Here is a 19,022-nt window from a genome sequence, read left to right as displayed (position 1 = left end):
TTCGTACGACCAACCCGATCGAGAGCGTGTTCGCGACGGTGCGTCATCGCACGGTTCGCACCAAGGGCGCGCTGTCGCCGAAGACAGCGAAGACGATGGTGTTCAAGCTGGTGCAGGCCGCCTCGAAAACCTGGCGCCGGCTGAAGGGCCAGAATCAGTTGCCCAAGCTGATCGAGGGTGTCAGATTCACCGACGGGTGCGAGGTCGTTGCCACGTCGTCCACCAGCGCCGCCTGATCGCCCGTCACCCACATTCCGGCATAGCTCCTGCCGAAGCGCTGTTCCATCGATGCGGCGCGGCGCTCAGCTTCGCTGCTGAAGATGCCAAGCTGGGCACCGAGCCCAAATTGTCCGAGACGCGCTTCGCGGTTCGAGCCGGCGACATCCCGCCACTGCTCTGGCGTGAGGACGGGGTCTTCTTCCAGCCCCTCGGCGAACGCCCGGTAGAGAAGGCCGGACAAGGCTACGATCTGCTTCGGCGTGAGCGGCTTGGGTCCGTTTCGGAACGCTTCGATCTGCCTCTCGACCGCAGCGGCGACCTCCGGGCACCTGGCCTTCGCCTCGTTCCGATCGGCGGTGCCGAGCGAAATGCTGATGTGCGTCTTGTACCACCCGGCAGGCCGCTGGTCCTTCGGGAGCGAGGCAAGGATGCGTTGCACGTCGGCGGGGATCTTGCGGCGGAAGTACCAGTTATCGGAGCCCTTCCGCCTCGTCGGGCAGGCCATTCTTAGCACCATGGTGTATCAGTCCCGTGTATCAGGGACGGTGCGAAAAGGCCAAGAGGCTCAGTAAGTTATTGAGATATCAGCGGTTGGGCTGGTGCTGCCGGACAGGATTGAACTGTCGACCTCTCCCTTACCAAGGGAGTGCTCTACCACTGAGCTACGGCAGCATCATACGGGTTCCGGCCGATCGGGCCTTCGAGCCGTATTCCGTTCGCCGAAAATCCGCCACTCGCGTTCGGGTTTTCGGCGGGCCGTTTCCGGCGTCCCGGAGGGACCGGCCGGAAACTGCACGACACGTCGCGCCGGGCGCCGCGTCGGCGCTCCTACTGCCACAAGGGCCGGGACCGCGCAAGCAACTCGCGCGCCCGAAATGGCCGATCCGCGCGGCGAAGCGGCGCCGTCCAGCCCGCTTGCGGCGCCGGATCGCCCGCTTACGACGGCGGATCGCCCGCTTGCGGCGCCGGAAGCGGCCACAGCAGCGGCGCGGCCAGCGCCGGCACGGCGCGGCGGTCGATCTTGCCGTTGCCGAGGCGCGGAAGGTGCTCAATAACCGCCAGCCGGCGCGGCCGCGCCCAGGGCGGCAGGTCGCGGGCACAAATCGCCGCGAGTTCCGCAGCGAGCACCGAATCGGCGAACACCGAATCGGCGCGCACCAAATCGGCGAGGCCCGAATCGACAGGCGCCGGATCGTTGCCGCCCGGCGTCCGCTCGACCGCGGCGCAGACGATAGCACCCCAGCGCGGATCGGGCACAGCGAACACCACCGCCTCGCGCACGGCCGGGTGCTCGCGCAAGACCGCCTCGACCGTGCCCGGCACCACCTTCTCGCCGCCGGTGACGATCGTCTCGGCGCGGCGGCCCTCCACGTGCAGCCGCCCCGACTCGTCGAGCAGCCCGAGGTCGCCGGTATCGAAGCGGCCGGCAGCGTCGCGCACCGCGAGGTCGGGCCGGCCGAGATAGCCGGAAAGCAGCGAGTCGGTTTCAAGCAGGATGCGCCCCGGCACGCCGGCCGGCAGCGGTTGGCCTGCGTCATCGGCGATGGCGATCTTGACGCCGTCGAGCGCGCGCCCCGCGCCCGGCAGCAAAAGCCCCGCCTCTTCGGGCGATTCGCAGGCCGCGGCGGCGCAGCTTTCGGTGAGGCCGTAGCTCGCCACCGCCGGTACGCCGGCCTCCCGCAGCGCCCGGCGCAACGCGAGAGGGGCTGCCTGGCCGCCGAGCATGATCAGGCTGAGGCGGGAGATCAGGTCGCCGTGGCCTGTGGCGAGCAGGCGGTCGGCGATCGCCGGCACGGCGGACAGCCGCGTGCCGCCGTGTTCACCGATGGCGGCAAGCACCGCGTCCTCCGAGAAGCGCGGCACCAGCACCATGGGCTTTTGGGCGGCGAGGCAGCGGGCGATCACCGACAGGCCGCCGACATGGGCGAGCGGCAGCGTCAGGATCCAGCGGTCATTGGGACCGAACGGCAGGCGGCGGGTGAGCGCGAATGCGGCCGTCAGCACCGCGCGATGGGCGAGGCGGGCGATCTTCGGGGGGCCGGACGAGCCGGAGGTGGCGACCAGGAAAAGGTCGTCGGTCCCTTCGGGCCGGGGCGCCTCCGGTCGCGGCGGGCGGGCCAAAGCCAGCGTCTCCGCCACCGTCAGCCGCCGCGCCCCGGCGGCCTCGGCGAGCCGCAGGGCCTCGGCCTCGGGAAGAGACGGGTGCAGCGGCAGGATGGGGATGCCGGCCACCGCATGGGCGAGCAGCGCGATGACGTCGTCGCGGTCCGGCCGCAGCGCCAGCGCGTGCGGGCGTGGCGCGTCGGGCCTTTCAAGCGCCCGCAGGCCGGCGGCGACGGCTTCGACCCGTGCCGCGAGTTCGCCGAAGCCGAGCGTGCCGGCCTCGCCGACCAGGGCCGGGGCTGCGGGCGCGGCGCGGGCGGCGGCGAACAGCACGTCGGCGAGGGTCGCGGTCATGGTGCGGCCTCCACGCCGGGACTGGCGAGCCCGATCATGCTTGGTTCCGGCAGCATCGGCCCGCTCGGCCAAGGGTGGCACAAGCCCGCATGCGGGGCGAGGCCGCACGGCCAGGGCGGGGCCGGCAGGGCTGCGGCGAGCGCGCAGGCCGCGGCGAAGCCGAGGTCGCCGTCGAAGGCGTGGGTGACGATCAGGCCGCGCCCGCGCGCGGCGCCTGCGTCGGCCAGTTCGAGGCAGCGGCGGAGGCCGAGCAGAGCGGGTTTCAGCACCAGCGCCGCCGGGCCGCGGCCGGGTGGGAGATTCAGCAGTTGTTCGGCCATTGCCGGATCGGCCAGCGACTCATCGGCCGCCCAGGGCAGCGGCAGAGCGGGCAGCGCGAGCAGCGCCGGGCCGGCGCACGGCTCCTCGACGATCTCGACGCCGAAGCGCGCCAGGGCGGCCAACCGCGCCGCCACCTCGGCCGGGGAAAACGCGCCATTGGCATCGAGCCGCAGGCGCACCGATCCGGGGCGGACGGCCTCGACGGCGGCGCGTATCGCGGCGATATGCGCGTCCTCCTCGGAGGCGCTGCGGCCGGCAAGCGCGATCTTCAGCTTCAGCACGCCGTGGCCGCGGGCGGTGGCCTCGGCTGCGGCGTCGATGGCCGTGTCGTCGTCGGGCAGCAGCACGCTCACCGGCACGCGCGAGCGCGCGCGGCCATGGGCGAGCCACGCCGCGGCGCTGAGTCCCGCGCGCCGGGAGAGCACATCGAGCAGGGCGCTTTCCAGCGCGAAGCGGGCGCTGGGCGAGGGCGCGAGCAGCGCGTCGAACGGCACGAGCGCCGCCGCGATCCGCTCAGCCGGGGCCCCGGTCTCCGGCACCGCGAGCCCGCCGGCCGACGCCGCCCGTGCCGCCACCGCCTCAAGGGCAGATGCGGCGTCCTCGGCATTGTCGCGGCTGAAGCCGGGCAGCGGCAGCGCCTCGCCCTGGCCGGTCAGCCCGTCGCGATCGCAAAGCGCGATCCGCACCGCCTCGCGCGGGCGCGCCACCCCGCGCACCGTCAGCGTGCCGGCGGGGCGCCGGCGCGGCGGGGTGACATCGAGCACCAGCACGCCCATGGCCTCCCTCGCGGTTGGAGCGCGATCCAGTCGAAACCCCTCTTCTCCCCTCCCCCCGCGAGCTTCGCGAGCGGTGGGGAGGGGTCGGGGGTGGGGGGCGCAGAATGCTCTACGGGAACCGCTTGAACTTCTTGAAGTCCGGCGGCCGCTTCTCCAGGAACGCCTGCTTGCCCTCCTTGCCCTCCTCGGAGAGGTAGAACAGCAGCGTGGCGCTGCCGGCGAGCTCCTGCAGGCCGGCTTGGCCGTCGCAGTCGGCATTGAGCGCGGCTTTCAGGAAGCGCAGCGCGGTCGGCGAATTGGCGAGCATTTCGCGCGCCCATTTGACCGTCTCGGCCTCAAGCTCGGCCAGCGGCACCACGGTGTTGACGAGGCCCATCTCCAGCGCCTGCGTGGCGTCGTATTGCCGGCACAGGAACCAGATCTCGCGGGCCTTCTTCTGGCCGACGATGCGCGCCATGTAGCTCGCGCCATAGCCGCCATCGAACGAACCGACCTTCGGCCCGGTCTGGCCAAACCGGGCATTGTCGGCGGCAATCGTCAGGTCGCAGATCAAATGCAGCACGTGGCCGCCGCCGATCGCATAGCCGGCAACAGAGGCGATCACCGGCTTGGGCAGGGTGCGGATCAGCCGCTGCAGGTCGAGCACGTTGAGCCGCGGCACGCCGTCATCGCCGACATAGCCGCCCTCGCCGCGCACCCGCTGGTCGCCGCCCGAGCAGAAGGCGAGATCGCCGGCCCCGCGCAGGATCACCACGCCGATCTCGGCATCGTCGCGGGCGTCGGTGAAGGCGTGCAGCATCTCCTGCACGGTCAGCGGCCGGAAGGCGTTGCGCACCTCGGGGCGGTTGATGGTGACGCGGGCGATGCCCTCGGCCTTGTCATAGACGATGTCGGTGTAGCCGTGGTCGCACAGCGTCCAGGTGATGTCGGTCATGGGGTCTCCATCAGGTGGCCGAGGGCCGCCGCGACGGCGGCCGGCGCCTCCAGCAGCAGATTGTGGCCGGCCTCGGCGATGATCGCGTGGGTCACCACCGGGGGCCGGACCAGCGCGGCGGCGAGCGCGGAAAACCTTGTATCGCGCGCGCCGGTGAGAAAGCACAAGGGGCGCCGGCTGGCGGCGATGGCCGGGCGATAGTCCGGCATCAAGGCGAGGCCCGCCACCTCGAACGCCCAGGCGAGCGATTCCGGGTCGTGCGCCAGCCGCGCCGCGCGCTGGCGCGCCAGCGTCTCGGCCGGCAACGCCTGCTGGCTCGCGAACAGCGGCAGCGCCTCCCAGGCATCGACGAAGGATGCGAGGTCGCGGCGCAGGTCGGCTGTGCGCTTTGCGTCGAGCGCGGCGCGCTCGATGCGTTCTTCAGCGTCGGCAAGGCCGACATGGCCGCTGACGAGAAGGGTGGCGCGGGGCGCCTCGGGGCGGGCCGCCAAGGGTGCGAGCGCCGCGCCGAGCGCGAGGCGGGCGCCCAGCGAATAGCCGGCGAGGATCGCGCCCTTTGGCAGCGCCGCGGCGATCCATTGGGCGGTGGCGTCGAAGCTCGCAGGCGTTGGCGCCGCCGGCCCATGGCCGGGCAGCCAGGGGCACCAGGCTTCGCCGTGGTCGGACAGCGCCGCCAGCACGTCGTCCCACGCCGCCGGGCTGCCGAGAAAGCCGTGCAGCAGCACCAGCGGCGGCCCGCCTTTGCCCTTGGCGGGGTGCAGCGCGCCGGGGTGGCGGCCGGGGATCATTTTGCCGCGCTCACGGCAGCAGTGCCGGCCTTGGCCATCGCGCCGAGCAGGGCGGCGCGAGTGGCGCTGCCGCCGGCAACGACGCGGGCCTCGATCAGCACCGGCCGGTCGCCGGCCAATGCGGCGGCCACCGCATCGCGCAGCGCCTCGGCGGTGTCGACGCGGGCATAGCCAAGCCCGAAGGTGGCGGCGAGGCCGTCGAAGGCGCGGCCATGGCTGGCGACGAACAGCGTCTCGCAGTCCTCGGCCAAGGCCGCATCGCGGCCGAGCGGCAGGCGCTCGAAGATGCGGCCGCCGTCATTGTGCACCGCAACAAGGACGAGCGGCCCGCCCGCGGCGGCGGCCGCGGCGAGCCCGCCGGCATCGTGCAGCAGAGCGACGTCGCCGGTCAGCAGGACAAGCGGCCCATCGAGCACCGTGCGGGCGCCGGCAGTCCCCGAAACCAGCCCGTCGATGCCCGCAGCGCCGCGCTGGTGCAGGATTTCCAGCGGCGCGGCATCGGGCGGCACATCGTGGTCGAGATCGCGGATGGGGTTGGAATTGCCGACCATCAGCGTGCCGCCATGCTGCAAAATGCTGCGCAGCATAGGTGCAACATAATGCTCGCGCAGCGGCCCGTCCTGCGGCCCCGCCGCGGCGTTGCGCGCCGCCCAGGCGGCGGCCTCGGCCGCTTGCCAGCCGGCGGCGTAATGGGACGCGGCAGAGGCGGCGTCAAAGCCGGGCGGCGCGGCCTCCAGGTCGGAGGCGGCGGCCTCCAGCAGCGCCGCGATCGGCCCGAGCAGCATGGCCGAGGCGCCGCCCGCCGGATCGGCCGGGCGATCGCCCGGCAGCACGATGCGGGGCGGCGCCCCGGCGCCGCTGATCCACGCAAGCCACTGGGCGGAGACCGCCGGCGCGCCGATCTCGATGGCGAGTTCCGGCCGCAGGAGGTTGCGCAATTCCGGCGCCCGCAGCAGGGCGTCGAACGCGCCGATCGGGCGGACAGCCTCCAGCCCGAAGCGAAGCTGGCTCGTCGCTTCCGCCAGCAGCGTGTAGCCGCTGGCCGCGAGGAACCGCGCCACCGCCTTGCGCAGGGCCGGCGCATCGAGCGCCGGCAGCGGTCCGGCCACCATTAGGCCGCGCGGGTTCGCGCGCACCGCCTCGGCCAGATGCGCCACGGCTTCGGGATCGGGCGCGGGCTTGGGCGGGAAGAGGCGCGGCGCGCCGGCCCTGGCGATGGCTGCGAGCTTCGGCCGCCACGGCTCGCTGCGGTCGGTCGGCTGCGGCTCCAAGGGCTTGCGGAAGCGGGCATTGACGTGCACCGCGCCGGCCAGCGGCCAGCGCGTCGCCAGCACCGCCTGGGCGGCGATGCGCGCCACGGCGGCCAAGGCGGCGGGGTGGGCATCGGGCAGGCCGAGATCGAAGAAGGCGCGGGCGTGGGGACCGAACAGCCGGATCTGGTCGACGGTCTGCGAGGCTTGCGCCTCCTGCACCTCCCACGGCCGGTCGGCCGAGACCAGGAGCAGCGGAATGCCGGCCTCACGGGCCTCCATCGCCGCCGGCAGCCAGTGGCCGGGCGCGGTGCCGCTGGTGGCCAGCACCACCGAGGGGCGGCCGCTCGCCCGCCCCTGGCCGAGCGCGAAGAAGGCGGCCACCCGCTCGTCGTGCAGGACGGTGACCGGCAGCACCCGCGCCAGCGCCAGCGCCAGCGGCGTCGAGCGCGAGCCGGGGCTGATCACCGCATGGCCGACGCCGCTGTCCTTCAAGGAGGCAGCGAACAGCCGCGCCCATTCGGTGTGCAGGTCGCCGCTCACGAACCGCCCCGGACCGCGTCGAGCACGGTGCGCTGCTTGGTGCGGGTCTCGGCCAGCTCCTCCTCGCCGTCGGAGCCCTCGACGATGCCGGCGCCGGCCGGCACGGTGGCGATGCGCCCCTCCAGCACCGCGCCGCGCAGCGCCACCACGGCGTGGCCGGTGCCGTCCGCCGACATCCGCACCACCGGGCCGGCATAGAGGCCGCGCGGCTCTGGCTCCAGGGCCGCCAGCAGGTCGGCGGCGCGGCCGGTCGGCAGGCCGCAAACGGCGGGCGTCGGGTGCAGCGCCCGCACCAGGCTGAGGAAATCGGCGTCGGCGCGCAGCGTCGCCTCGATCGGCGTGTGCAGGTGGGCGAGCCCGCGCAGCGGCCGGATCACCGGATCGCAGGGCTCGGGCAGGCCCTCGACCAGCGGCGCGATGGCCCGGCGCACGGCATCGACGACGATGGCGTGCTCGTGGCGCTCCTTCACCGAGGTCAGGAGCTCGGCAGCGCGCTCCAGCGTGCGGGTGCCGGCCAGCGCCTCGGTGCGCAGGCGGCGCCCGTCCTGGCGCACCAGCGATTCGGGGGTGGCACCGAGCCAGGTCTTGCCGCCGCAGCGCCACGCATAGCGCACGCTGCCGGGATGGTGCGCCGACAGCCGCGCCAGCACCGCGGCCGGCTCGGGCGCGCTCTCGAACGCCACCGCGGCGCGGCGCGCCAGCACCACCTTGACCAGCTCGCCGGCGCGGATGCGCGCCACCGCCTCGGTCACCGCCCGCGCGTAGCGGCCGGGGGCGTCGCCCTCGTCGAGCGTATCGAATGGCGGCAGGGGGGCGGTCTCGGCGGCGGCGAGCGCAGACAGCGCCGCGCGGGCACGCGCCAGCCGGGCCGAAAGCGAGCCCGCCTCGTGCGCCGGCAGGGTCAGCCGCAGCCACGCCCGCCCGCCCCGCTGCACATAGAGCCGCTCGGGCAGCATCAGGCCGCCCGGCATCAGCCCCTGCCACAGCGCGTCGGGGCTCTCGCCGGGGCGGAACGGCAAGGCGCCGAGCAGCGCCGGCGCCGGGGCTTCGGGGCTGGTGTCGCGCAGGCCGGCCCACAGCGCAGATGCGGCGTCGGGCTCCTCGCCCAGCCAATGCGCCGCGCCGATTCCGACCCAGGCGTCGCCACCGTTCCCCTCGCCGTCCGGGGCGAGGAAGGCTGCGGCCGGCTCGCCCGCCAGGGCCAGCAGGCGCTCGGGCGGCAGCGGCGCGACCTCGATCGCCGCGCTGTGCAGCCGCAGCGGATACGCCGACGAAAGAGCGACACTCATGCGCAGTCAGCCGGGGCAGGACGTTCGTGAACCTTGCGGCCGGGCCGGAGCCGATCCCTGGCGGCCGCGCGAAACTCTCATGGTCGGCCCCTGACATGGCACGGCCGGGGTTGCCGACGCAAACGGCGTTTGCCGGACCCCGGCCGGGCTTCTATGAAGGGCGCGCCTCGAAAGGCTGCCCTGCCGTCGAAGGTCTGCCCGCCCTCCCGGCGGCCGGACCCCGTGCCCACGCCGCGTCATCCTTGCCGCATGTCCACACCGCGCCTCGTCTATCTCGTCACCGAAGACTGGTACTTCGTCTCGCACCGGCTGCCGATGGCCCGGGCGGCGAAGGCCGCGGGCTTCGAGGTGCACGTCATCACCCGGGTGGACCGCCACGGCCCGGCGATTCTGGCCGAAGGCTTCGTGCTGCACCCGGTGGATCTGAAGCGCGGCAGCACCCGGCCGGACCATCTGCTGGCGAGCGTCGCCGCGGTGCGCGCCCTCTACCGCCGCATCCGCCCGGCTTTGGCCCACCATGTGGCGCTGCAGGGGGTGGTGATCGGCGCGCTGGCGTCGACCGGGCTCGGGCTTCCCGCCGTCAACGCCCTCACCGGGCTCGGCGCGGTGTTCCTGTCCAAGGCGAGTCCGGCCAAGCGGGCGCTGCTGTGGCTGCTGCCGCGTCTGCTGGCGCGCCGGGAGACCGCGGCCCTGGTGCAGAACCCGGACGACCGGGCGCTGCTGCTCGATATGGGGGTGGATGACGGCCGCATCGTGCTGGTGCCTGGCTCGGGCGTCGATGTCCGCCGCTTCCAGCCGCTGCCCGAGCCCGAAGGCGAGGTGACGCTCGCCTATGTCGGCCGGATGCTGGAGGACAAGGGCGTGCGCACGCTGATCGAGGCCCACCGTCGGCTGCGGGCGGCCGGCTCAGCACCGCGCCTGCTGCTCGCCGGCACGCCCGATCCGTCCAATCCGGCAAGCATTTCCGAATCCGAGCTTGGAGCCTGGGCCACCGAGCCCGGCATATCGTGGCTCGGCCATGTCGGAGATATCGTAAGCGTGTGGCGGCAGGCGCACATCGCCGTGCTGGCGTCGCGCCGCGAGGGGCTGCCGCTGAGCCTGCTGGAGGCCGCGGCCTGCGGCCGGGCGATGATCGCCACCGACGCGCCGGGCTGCCGCGAGGTGGCGCGCGACGGCGTCAACGCCTTGACCTTTCCGGTGGACGACGCCGCGGCGCTGGCCGCCGCCATCGGCCGGCTGGCGGGCGATGACGCGCTGCGCCACCGCTTCGCCGCCGAGAGCCGGCGCCTCGCCGAAGAGGAGTTCTCGGCCGAGCGGGTCGGCCGCAGCATCGTCGATCTCTACGAGAGGTTGTGTACAGATCCCGCAGGGGTTGATAGAGCGGGCGCGGCTTGAGCTTAGAGCGCTATCCGATCTGACGGGATCAGATCGGATAGAGCTCTAACTCTTTGAATTATCGCATTCTATTCCGCAAAACCGGTGTCCACTTTTGCGGAGAATGCTCTGGGTTTAGCCGGCGGACGCGCGCGACGGAGCCGTCCTCGGTCAACGGGACGAATTTGGCCAATGGGATGAATTTGGCCAACGGGGTGACATCATGATGGTCTCAGCAGGGGCGGGGACGCCCGCTTATGGCCGGCGGATCGGCGTCATCGGCCTGGGCTATGTCGGACTGCCGGTGGCGGTGGCGTTCGGCCGCGCCGGCCAGCCGACCGTCGGCTTCGACATCAATCCCGAGCGGGTGGCCGAGCTTCAGGCCGGGCACGACCGCACCAACGAGGTCGAGGCCGCGGACCTCGCCGCCGCCCGCGTGGGCTACACCGCCGACCCGCAGCATCTGGCCGCCTGCGACTTCTTCATCGTCACCGTGCCGACCCCGATCAACGAGGCGCGCCGGCCGGATCTCACGGCGCTGAGCAAGGCGTCGGAGACGGTCGGCCGCGTGCTCAAGCGCGGCGACATCGTCGTCTACGAATCGACGGTCTATCCCGGCGCCACCGAGGAGCACTGCCTGCCGATCCTGGCGCGCGTCTCGGGCCTTTCGGCGCCGGCCGATTTCACGGTCGGCTACAGCCCCGAGCGCATCAATCCCGGCGACCGCGAGCATCGCTTCGAGACCATCCGCAAGGTGGTGTCCGGCCAGGATGCCAGGACGCTCGACATCGTCGCCGCCGTCTATGGCGCGGTGGTCACCGCCGGCGTCCACCGCGCGCCCACCATCAAGGTGGCCGAGGCCGCCAAGGTGATCGAGAACACCCAGCGCGACCTCAACATCGCGCTGATGAACGAGCTGTCGGTGATCTTCCACCACCTGAACATCGACACCGCCGACGTGCTGGCCGCGGCCGGCACCAAGTGGAACTTCCTGCGCTTCACGCCGGGGCTGGTCGGCGGCCACTGCATCGGCGTCGATCCCTATTACCTCACCCACCGCGCCGAGATCGCCGGCTACCATCCCGAGGTCATCCTCGCCGGCCGCCGCATCAATGACGGCGTCGGCGAGCGCATCGCCCGCGAATGCGCCCGCCTCCTGATGCGCCGCGGCGTGGCGAACGGCCGGGTCACCGTGCTCGGCCTGACCTTCAAGGAGAACGTGCCCGATCTGCGCAACTCGAAGGTCGCCGACATCGTGCGCGGCCTCGCCGCATTCGGGCTTGAGGTGCAGGTGCACGATCCGTTCGCCGATCCGGCCGAGGCCACGCACGAATACGGCATCGCGCTGACGCCGTTCGAGCAATTGGTACCGGCCGAGGCGGTGGTGCTTGCGGTGGCGCACGCCGACTATGTCGCCAAGGGCTGGCCGCTGGTCTCAGGCCTGCTGCGCGATGGCGCCGGCGTGGTGATGGACGTCAAGTCCTGCCTCGATCCGGCGGCGCGGCCTTCGGAGGTCGATCTGTGGCGGCTGTGAGGCGGCTGGCGGGGGATCCGGTCGTGGTCGCTGGGAACACGTGCGTCGAGCATCGGGCCATGACGAATGGCCCCTCACCCGGATCGCTGCCGCGATCCGACCCCCGATCAAGTCGGGGGCAGGCTCTCTCCCCGCATGCGGGGAGAGGTGAAGAAGAGGCCGCCAATGACCTCTCCCCGTTCTTCACGGGGAGAGGTCGCGAGCGGAGCGAGCGGGTGAGGGGGGTCTTCCCTCTCCCCTTGCGGGAGAGGGTGCCGAGCGATCGTCAGATCGCGAGGCGGGTGAGGGGTAAATTTTCCAGCATTCGCAATATGTACCCCTCACCCGGCTCGACCTCGCTGACGCTCGGTCTCGCCACCCTCTCCCGCAGATGCGCGCGCCCGGGCGCGCGCAAGCGCGGCCCGGGTGGGAGAGGGAAGAAGCCGCGCGACCGCACGGAAGACGTAAAGAATCAGGGTGAGCAGGTCGAGATGCAGATGATCCAGCCCGCAACAAGCCTGGAAGGCCGCTCGGCGATCGTGCTGGCCGTCATCCTCGGCGTGCTGGCGCCGGGGCTATTGGTCATCGCCAGCCAGTCGACCCAGGTCACCGCGCCGCTGGGCTTCGTGCTCGCCACCGGCATTCTGGCCGCGACCGGGCGCGGGCCGGCGCTGGGGGAGGCGCTGCGGGCGGAGGCGGCGGCACCGCTCGGCCTCGCGCTGGGTGTCTTCCTCGCCTGGATCATGATCAGCGCCGCCTGGGCGCCCCGGCCCGGCTACAGCCTCGGCGTCGCCGGCCAGATCGCGCTGGTCGCGGCGACCGGCGCTCTCGGCCTTGCCGCGGTGCCGGCGGCGCTGCCCAGGGGCGGATGGCGGTGGCTGGCGGTGGGCGTGGCGCTCGCCGCCGTGCTGGCGCTGGTCGAGCTGAGGTTCGGCACGCCGATCCGCGCGCTGATCGGCGCCAAGTCGAAGGAATTCCGGCTCAACCACGCCGCCATCACCCTGGCGGTGCTGGCGTGGCCGGCGGCGGCGGCGCTGGCGCTGCGCGGCCGGCAGTGGCTCGCGGCGGGCCTCGTCGCACTGGTCGCAGCAGTGACGCTGTCGTCGGAGGCGCAGGCCTCGGTGCTGGGCGTCCTGGCCGGCGGCGCGGCGCTGGCGCTGGCCTGGCTGCTCGGCCGCTGGGCGGTGTGGGCGAGTGCCGGCGCCATGGTGGCGCTGGTGGCGGCGACGCCGCTGCTGATGGCGCGGGCGGGCGATCTGGTGCCGGCGGCGATGCACGGCGTCCTCAAGCGCAGCGCCTGGGAGCGCATCCAGATCTGGCACCGCTTCGCCGAGGCGGTGCCCGACCGCTGGTTCGCCGGTCACGGTCTCCAGGCGTCGCGCGACTTCGCCGATATCCGGCCGATCCAGCTTCTGCCGACCGAGCATTTCAACCCGCTCAGCGCCGGCCACACCCACAATGCGGTGCTGCAGGTGTGGGTGGAGCTCGGCGCGGTGGGGGCGGCGCTGCTCGCCATCCTGCTGGTGCTGGTCGCCGGCCGCATCGCCGGCCTGCCGGCCGCCTCGCGCGGCTTCGCGCTCGCCACCTTCGCCAGCCTGTTCGCCATCGCCTATGTCAGCCACGGCGCGTGGCAGATCTGGTGGCTGGCGGCGATCGCGCTCGGCGCGGTGTGGATGCGGGCGGTGGCGGAGATGGAGCTGCCGGCCGGCCGGTCAGCCTGAACAGAGGTACGGACCGGCGCACGTCGTCTGCATCCCGCCTCGCCGTATGCCTCGCCGGATGCCTCGCGACATTTCCGGCCGGTCGCTTCAGGTTTCCGGCATCCCGAAGGGATCGACCGGAAACCGAATCAAGTCTTCATCAACGCGGAAAGTTCGCTCTCGCCATCGGCCGGCCAGCGGAAGCCGGCCTCGGCGAGCCGGTCGGTCGAGACCACCAGCTCGCCGCCCAGCCGGTCGGCGGCGTCGCCCTTGCCGGCGAGCCGCAGCGCCCCCAGCAACAGCGACGGCGGCACGGGAACGAGATTCGGGCTGCGGCCGAGCCCACGCCGCAGCGCGGCGATGAGATCGCAAAGCGCCATCGGCGTGCGGTCGGCGACCAGGAAGGTCTGGCCCTCGGCCGCTTGGGCTTTGAGCGCCCAGAGGGTGGCGGCGACCAGCGTGCCCCGCGCCAGGAGCGAGCGGCGGTTGGCGAACGCCCCGAACGGCAGCGGCCAGGGCGTGGCGGCGAGCTTCAGCAGCGCCCCCATATTGCCGGCGACCCCCGGCCCATAGACCAGCACCGGCCGCAGGATGACGAACCGGCCGCCGGCCGTTCGCACCGAGTCCTCGGCCGCGAGCTTGGAGCGGCCGTAGGCGTCGGTCGGCCGCGGCGGGTCGGTCTCGGTGAGCACGCCGGGTGCGACGGCCGCCGACTGGGCCCGCACCGAGGAGACGAACACCAGCTTCGCCCCCGCCTCTGCGGCCGCCTGCGCCAATGCTGCGGTGGCGCGGGCGTTCACCGCCGCGTAGCGGTCCGCGGGGATCGAGCCCATGGCGTGGGCGATGCCGGCGAGGTGGACGATGTGGGTGGCGTCGGCGACGAGCGGCCGCCAGTCGACCGGGGCGCCAAGGTCGGGCAGGGCGACGGCATCGACATTGGGGCCGGCGGCGATGCGGGACGCATCGCGGGCAGCCGCGCGCACCCGCCAGCCGGCGGCGGCGAGCGCCGGCACCAGCGCGCGGCCGATGAAGCCGGCGGCGCCGGTGACCAGCACACGGCCGTGCGCGCCGGGCTCAATGGCGGCGCTCATTTCGGCAGCCCGGTGGCGAACAGGCGCAGCACCGACGCCACCGCCAGCGCGCCGACGCCGACGAGCCCGGCCTGGAACGGCGGCACCGGGACGGCGAGGGTGAGGGCGGCCAGCACCGCCAGCACCACATTGAGCGCGAACACCACATTGGTGATCGCGCTCACGCTGAGGTCGTTGGCGGTGGCGCGCTGGTAGAAATGGCTGCGGTGGGCCTCCCACACCCGCTCGCCGCGCGACAGCCGCAGGAACAGCGTCAGCGTGGCGTCGGCGAGATAGTAGAGCGGCAGCAGGATGGCGGCGGCCAGCGCGCCGGAGGCGGCAAGCTGCAGCAGGCACCAGCCGGCGAAGAGCCCGATCGGCAGGCTGCCGACATCGCCCAGGAACACCGCGGCGACCGGCCGGTTGAACGGCGCGAAGCCGATCAGCGCGCCGCAAAGCAGCGCCGCGACGAGGGTGGTTGCGGCATCCACCGTGCCGGCGAGCACGCCGAACAGCACGATGGCGGCGGTGAGCGGCACGAACTGCGACACCGTCATCCAGTCGAGCCCGTCCATGAAATTGGTCAGGTTGACGAACCACACGCCGGCCAGCACCAAGAGCGCGCGCTCGACCAGCGCCGGCAGCTCGGGCACGATGCGCGCCTCCGCCGGCAGCATGCCGACCACCGCGCCGACCGCGAGGATCTGGCCGGCCAGCCGCGGCAGCGCCGGCAGCGGCCGGATGTCGTCGACCGCGCCGACTGCCGCCAGCAGCAGGGCGGCGGCAAACAGCACCACCAGCGGCTGGGCGGGCAGGCCCAGCACCGCCACCGCAATGAGCCCGAGGCCGACCACCGCGCCGACCAAGGCAAGGCCTGCGCCCTGCGGCGTCGGGGTCGCGTGGCTGGAGCGGGCGTTGGGGCGGGCCAGCGCATAGCGCACCAGCAGCGGGTGCAACGCCCGGATGCCCAGGGCGCAGACCAGGGCGGCGAGGCCGCCCAGGATCGGCGCCGCGATCACCAGCGTGCTGCGGTCGAGCCCGGCATCCATCCTGTCCCTGCCCCTTGTTTCGGTTGCGGTCCCGACGCGAGGTAAGCGCCCGGCCGGCGGCCGTCAATCGATCAGGCGGTTGCGACCAGGCGGTTGCACCGGCCGGCGGCGGAGGCTAAGCCCGGGCGGGCGCCACCGCTCCGGCGCGGACAAGTTCGGCTTTGGACAGGATCGGCTTTGGCGATGGCTTCGGATCCCGTGCTTCTCACCGGCGCTGCCGGCTTCATCGGCTTCCACGTCGCCCGGCGGCTGCTGGCGCAGGGCCAGCGGGTGATCGGCGTCGACAACCTCAACGCGTATTACGACCCCCGCCTCAAGGAGGCCCGGCTCGCCGAGCTTTTGCCGCACAACGCCTTTTCGTTCGTGAAGCTGGACCTCGCCGACCGCACCGGCACCGAGCGGCTGTTCGCGGAGGCCCGCCCCGGCACGGTGATCCACCTCGCCGCCCAGGCCGGCGTGCGCTACTCGCTCACCAATCCGCACGCCTATGCCGAAGCCAACCTGATCGGCTTCCTCAACGTGCTGGAGGGCTGCCGGCACGCCGGGGTGGGGCACCTGGTCTACGCCTCGTCGTCCTCGGTCTATGGCGCCAATGGCAAGACGCCGTTTGCGGTGTCGGATTCGGTCGACCACCCGGTCAGCCTCTACGCCGCCACCAAGAAGGCCAACGAGCTGATGGCCCACACCTACAGCCACCTCTACCGGCTGCCGACCACGGGCCTGCGCTTCTTCACCGTCTACGGGCCGTGGGGGCGGCCGGACATGGCGATGTGGATCTTCACCGAGGCGATCCTGGCCGGCCGGCCGATCCAGCTGTTCAACTATGGCAAGATGCGGCGCGACTTCACCTATATCGACGACATCGTCGAGGGCGTGGTGCGGGTGGCCGACCGTGTCCCCGCGCCCGATCCGGCGTGGTCGAACCTCAACCCCGACCCCTCGACCTCGAACGCGCCCTACCGCGTCTACAATATCGGCAACAATCACCCCGAGGAGCTATTGCACCTCGTCGACGTGCTGGAGGCGGCGCTCGGCCGCAAGGCGATCCGCGAGCTGGCGCCGATCCAGCCCGGCGACGTGCCCGAGACCTCGGCCGATGTCGAGGCGCTATCCCGCGACGTCGGCTTCAAGCCGTCGACGCCGATCGAGACCGGGGTCGCGCGCTTCGTCGACTGGTACCGCGCCTATCACCGGGTGTGAGCGTAGGGCTCTCGTCATCCCGGCCGAGCGTCAGCGAGAGCCGGGATCGTCCTCCGGAAGAGCGCATTCCCTTCCTGTAAACGGTCCCGGGTCTTCGCTTCGCTCCGCCCGGGACGACGCCAGTAACCTCACGGTCCCGGCTCGGCGCTGCGCGCCGTCCGGGACGACGCGACGGATTTCGCCTCAGAACCGCACGCGGGTGCCGGCGTAGAACGCCCGCCCGTCGCCCGGCAGGAACACCGCCTGGAACGGCTGGGTCACCCGGCCCAGCACCAGCGTGGCGCCGGCATAGTCGATGTCGAACAGGTTGCGCACCTCGCCATAGACCGAGAAGCCGGGCGAGACCGCGTAGTTGGTGCGCACGTTCACCACCGCGTACGGGTCGGAATAGAAGGTGTTGGCGTTGTCGATCGGGATGGCCTGGGGCGTCCACTGCACCTCGCCCTCCACCCACCACGGCGCGGTGATGGCGTAGCGCAGCGCCGCGATCACGTAGTGGCGCGGCGCGCCGGCGATCTGGTTGTCGCCATAGACCGGGTCGTGGTCGAACTCGAAGTCCTGGAAGGTGTAGGCGAGCCGCGCGGCGAGCCGGTCGGTGATCTGCAGCCGGCCGCCGAGCTCGATGCCGAAATGGCTGGTCTTGTCGGCATTGACGGTGCTGGCGGTGCTGCCGTCGGTGGTGCGGATCAGCTCGTTGTCGAGCCAGGAATAATAGGTGACGACGTCCCAATCGAGCCGGCCGGCGCTGCCGCGCCAGCCCGCTTCCGCGGTGGTGGCGGTCTGCGCCTTGAGGTCGGGCGTGAGGAAGCCGATGGGGCTGGCATTGGGGCCGCCGCCGGTCGGCTCCAAGAGGTCGTCGAAGGTCGGCGCCTCGAAGCTGCGGCTCATCGACGCGAACATCGTCTGGCCTTCGGCCGGGTGCCAGGAGAGGCCCAGGCTCGGCGTCCAGGCGTCGTAGGCGCGCGAGAAGCTGGTGTCGGTGGCCGGCCGGGTCGACCAGATCCACTTGCCGGTGTTTTGGTTGTAGACCAGCCGCGGCCGGGTCGAGAGGTCGTAGGTATCCTCGTTGTCGCGCGTCGCCCGCTGGTAGGCGATGGCCGGCGACAGCGTGAACGCGCCGACCGGCAGGTTGAAGCCGGCGCCCACCGACAGCGACGCCGCGTCGAAATCGCTGCTGCCGTACTGCAGGCTCTGGGCGCCCTGATTGTTGATGAAATAGTCGCGCCCGGCCGCGCCCACCACATAGAGCGCGTTGGCCTCGAACAGCGGCAGGGCGGCGCTCTTGTCCGGCTGGTAGGCGTAGCGCAGCGTGGTGGTGAAGTCGCCGCCGGTGGTGTCGCGATAGCCGGTGCCGATCGGGAAGCGGAAGGTGTCGTCGGTCCAGGCGTAGCCGAACGCCACGTCGAACAGGCTGTCGCCGAAGGTGGCGGTGGTGCGCGAGCCGCCACGGGTCTGCGCGGTGTCGCGGCGCGGCTGGTCGCGCACCGAATTGGGGCCGGCATTGATGCCGGGGATCAGGCCGGGCGCGGCCTGGGTGGGGTCGGTCTCGAACAGCTGGCGCGACAGCGGCCCCGGCACCTGGAAGCCGAGATCGGTATAGGCGAAGAAGGCGCGGGTCGAGACGGTGTCGCTGAGCTTGGCGCCGGCATTGAAGGCGACATTGGTGCGCTGGGAGTCGTTCCAGTCGCGATAGCCGTCGCGGGTGGAATAGCTCACCTGGCCGAAGGCATCGAGATTGCCCTGGCGCGTGCCGGCGCTGGCGGTGGTCATCGCATAGCCGAAGCTGCCGGCCTCGGCGTCGATCTCGACGCCCGGCTTCTGCGAGCCGGTGGGCGAGACGAAGTTCAGCGCGCCGCCCAGCGTCTGGGCGCCGAGCCGGTTGCCGGTATAGCCGCGGAACACCTCGATGAAGTCGGCGAGCCGGGCGTCGATCAGGCCGACGACATAGGAGCCGTCGGCGCGGTTGATCGGCAGGCCGTCCTGCAGCATCAACAGGCCGCGCTCGGTCGGGTTGGTCTGCAGGCCCGAGCCGCGGATGTGGATCTTCGGCTGGTCGTTGCCGCCGAGGAACGCCGAGGCAATGATTCCGGGCACCGAGTTGAGCGCATCGGCGATGGTCACGTCGGCCTTGCCGACGAGCTGGCCGGCGCCAACCACGGCGGTGGCGCCGGGGGTGGCTTCGAGCCGGCGGCGCGCCTCGGCCTCCGGCGTGACGGCCGAGGAACGGCCTGCGGACGTGCCATTGGCGGCGGCACCCTCGGCGCCCTGTCCGGCCGTGCCTTCCACCACCACCTCGTCGAGCGTCACCGCGCTGCCGGCCGCGGCCGACTGCGCCTGGGCCGCGTCGGGCGCGATCAGCAGCGCCGCCAAGGGGATCGCAGCAACGGGGATCGCCGCCAAGGAGGGGATCGCAGCAACGGGAAGCGCCGCCATGGGAAGCGCCGCGGCGATGCCGGCGCGCCGGCTCGCGCGAGACGGGCGGAAGAAGCGGGCGGCGGGGGGACGATCGTCGCTGCGGCCGGCCATGTCCGATCCTCCC

General features: G+C 72.5%; 14 protein-coding genes, 1 tRNA gene and 1 pseudogene. 5 read left to right on the top strand and 11 right to left on the bottom strand.

The window, feature by feature from the left end; translation table 11 throughout:
* A pseudogene (locus F1193_RS14845) lies at window positions 1-236 on the top strand (IS256 family transposase); the annotation flags it as partial.
* Here F1193_RS14845 and F1193_RS14840 read toward each other — a convergent pair.
* From F1193_RS14840 to F1193_RS14805, 8 genes are all read right to left on the bottom strand, one after another.
* Entirely contained in the window at window positions 155-724 is a 570-nt protein-coding gene (locus tag F1193_RS14840; RefSeq protein ID WP_150098580.1) for a DUF6538 domain-containing protein, read from the bottom strand. The pseudogene F1193_RS14845 and the gene F1193_RS14840 sit on opposite strands and share 82 nt — an antisense overlap.
* Before the next feature lie 92 nt (window positions 725-816).
* A tRNA-Thr gene (locus tag F1193_RS14835) sits at window positions 817-891 on the bottom strand.
* Between the two features lie 264 nt (window positions 892-1,155).
* Window positions 1,156-2,676 (bottom strand): class I adenylate-forming enzyme family protein, encoded by a 1,521-nt coding sequence (locus F1193_RS14830; RefSeq protein ID WP_150098579.1) that lies wholly within the window; start codon window positions 2,674-2,676, stop codon window positions 1,156-1,158.
* The gene (locus F1193_RS14825; RefSeq protein WP_150098578.1) at window positions 2,673-3,773 is read right to left on the bottom strand and encodes an enolase C-terminal domain-like protein; all 1,101 of its coding nucleotides are present in this window, start codon (window positions 3,771-3,773) and stop codon (window positions 2,673-2,675) included. The genes F1193_RS14830 and F1193_RS14825 overlap by 4 nt, the downstream gene beginning before the upstream one ends.
* 109 nt (window positions 3,774-3,882) lie before the next feature.
* Window positions 3,883-4,707 carry a 1,4-dihydroxy-2-naphthoyl-CoA synthase gene (menB, locus tag F1193_RS14820; protein ID WP_150098577.1) on the bottom strand — a complete coding sequence of 275 codons (825 nt, stop codon included), beginning with the start codon at window positions 4,705-4,707 and terminating at the stop codon, window positions 3,883-3,885.
* On the bottom strand, window positions 4,704-5,495 hold the full coding sequence (locus tag F1193_RS14815) for an alpha/beta fold hydrolase (RefSeq protein WP_150098576.1): 792 nt from the start codon (window positions 5,493-5,495) through the stop codon (window positions 4,704-4,706). Before F1193_RS14815 ends, menB begins: the two co-directional genes overlap by 4 nt.
* The gene (gene menD, locus F1193_RS14810; protein ID WP_150098575.1) at window positions 5,492-7,288 is read right to left on the bottom strand and encodes a 2-succinyl-5-enolpyruvyl-6-hydroxy-3-cyclohexene-1-carboxylic-acid synthase; all 1,797 of its coding nucleotides are present in this window, start codon (window positions 7,286-7,288) and stop codon (window positions 5,492-5,494) included. The genes F1193_RS14815 and menD overlap by 4 nt, the downstream gene beginning before the upstream one ends.
* Window positions 7,285-8,577 (bottom strand): isochorismate synthase, encoded by a 1,293-nt coding sequence (locus F1193_RS14805; protein ID WP_150098574.1) that lies wholly within the window; start codon window positions 8,575-8,577, stop codon window positions 7,285-7,287. The genes menD and F1193_RS14805 overlap by 4 nt, the downstream gene beginning before the upstream one ends.
* A 249-nt stretch (window positions 8,578-8,826) precedes the next feature.
* Between F1193_RS14805 and F1193_RS14800 the strand changes: the two genes are divergently transcribed.
* The 3 genes from F1193_RS14800 (at window position 8,827) to F1193_RS14790 (ending at window position 13,185) form a co-directional block, all read left to right on the top strand.
* Window positions 8,827-9,972, top strand: coding sequence for a glycosyltransferase family 4 protein (locus F1193_RS14800; protein ID WP_150098573.1), 1,146 nt, complete (start codon window positions 8,827-8,829; stop codon window positions 9,970-9,972).
* A 202-nt stretch (window positions 9,973-10,174) separates the two neighbouring features.
* On the top strand, window positions 10,175-11,485 hold the full coding sequence (locus tag F1193_RS14795; RefSeq protein ID WP_246164440.1) for a nucleotide sugar dehydrogenase: 1,311 nt from the start codon (window positions 10,175-10,177) through the stop codon (window positions 11,483-11,485).
* 476 nt (window positions 11,486-11,961) lie between these two features.
* Window positions 11,962-13,185 (top strand): O-antigen ligase family protein, encoded by a 1,224-nt coding sequence (locus F1193_RS14790; RefSeq protein ID WP_170263683.1) that lies wholly within the window; start codon window positions 11,962-11,964, stop codon window positions 13,183-13,185.
* Between the two features lie 128 nt (window positions 13,186-13,313).
* Here the strand turns inward: F1193_RS14790 and F1193_RS14785 are convergent, their stop codons facing one another.
* Window positions 13,314-14,255, bottom strand: a complete 942-nt coding sequence (locus tag F1193_RS14785; RefSeq protein WP_246164438.1) for an NAD-dependent epimerase/dehydratase family protein — start codon at window positions 14,253-14,255, stop codon at window positions 13,314-13,316.
* On the bottom strand, window positions 14,252-15,283 hold the full coding sequence (locus F1193_RS14780; protein ID WP_150098571.1) for an MraY family glycosyltransferase: 1,032 nt from the start codon (window positions 15,281-15,283) through the stop codon (window positions 14,252-14,254). The genes F1193_RS14785 and F1193_RS14780 overlap by 4 nt, the downstream gene beginning before the upstream one ends.
* A gap of 183 nt (window positions 15,284-15,466) precedes the next feature.
* Here F1193_RS14780 and F1193_RS14775 point away from each other — a divergent pair, with 183 nt between their 5' ends.
* Entirely contained in the window at window positions 15,467-16,483 is a 1,017-nt protein-coding gene (locus F1193_RS14775; RefSeq protein WP_150098570.1) for an NAD-dependent epimerase, read from the top strand.
* Window positions 16,484-16,666: 183 nt separating this feature from the next.
* On the opposite strand, the gene F1193_RS14770 is transcribed toward F1193_RS14775, so the two are convergent.
* Window positions 16,667-19,009: a TonB-dependent receptor family protein gene (locus F1193_RS14770; protein ID WP_170263681.1), complete on the bottom strand. Its 2,343-nt coding sequence runs from the start codon at window positions 19,007-19,009 to the stop codon at window positions 16,667-16,669.
* Window positions 19,010-19,022 lie beyond the last annotated feature (13 nt).

This window comes from Blastochloris sulfoviridis (genome assembly GCF_008630065.1).
Classification (GTDB): Bacteria; Pseudomonadota; Alphaproteobacteria; order Rhizobiales; family Xanthobacteraceae; genus Blastochloris; species Blastochloris sulfoviridis.
The sequence above is the reverse complement of the archived record's forward strand: the minus strand, read 5'-3'. Positions and strand labels throughout refer to the sequence as shown.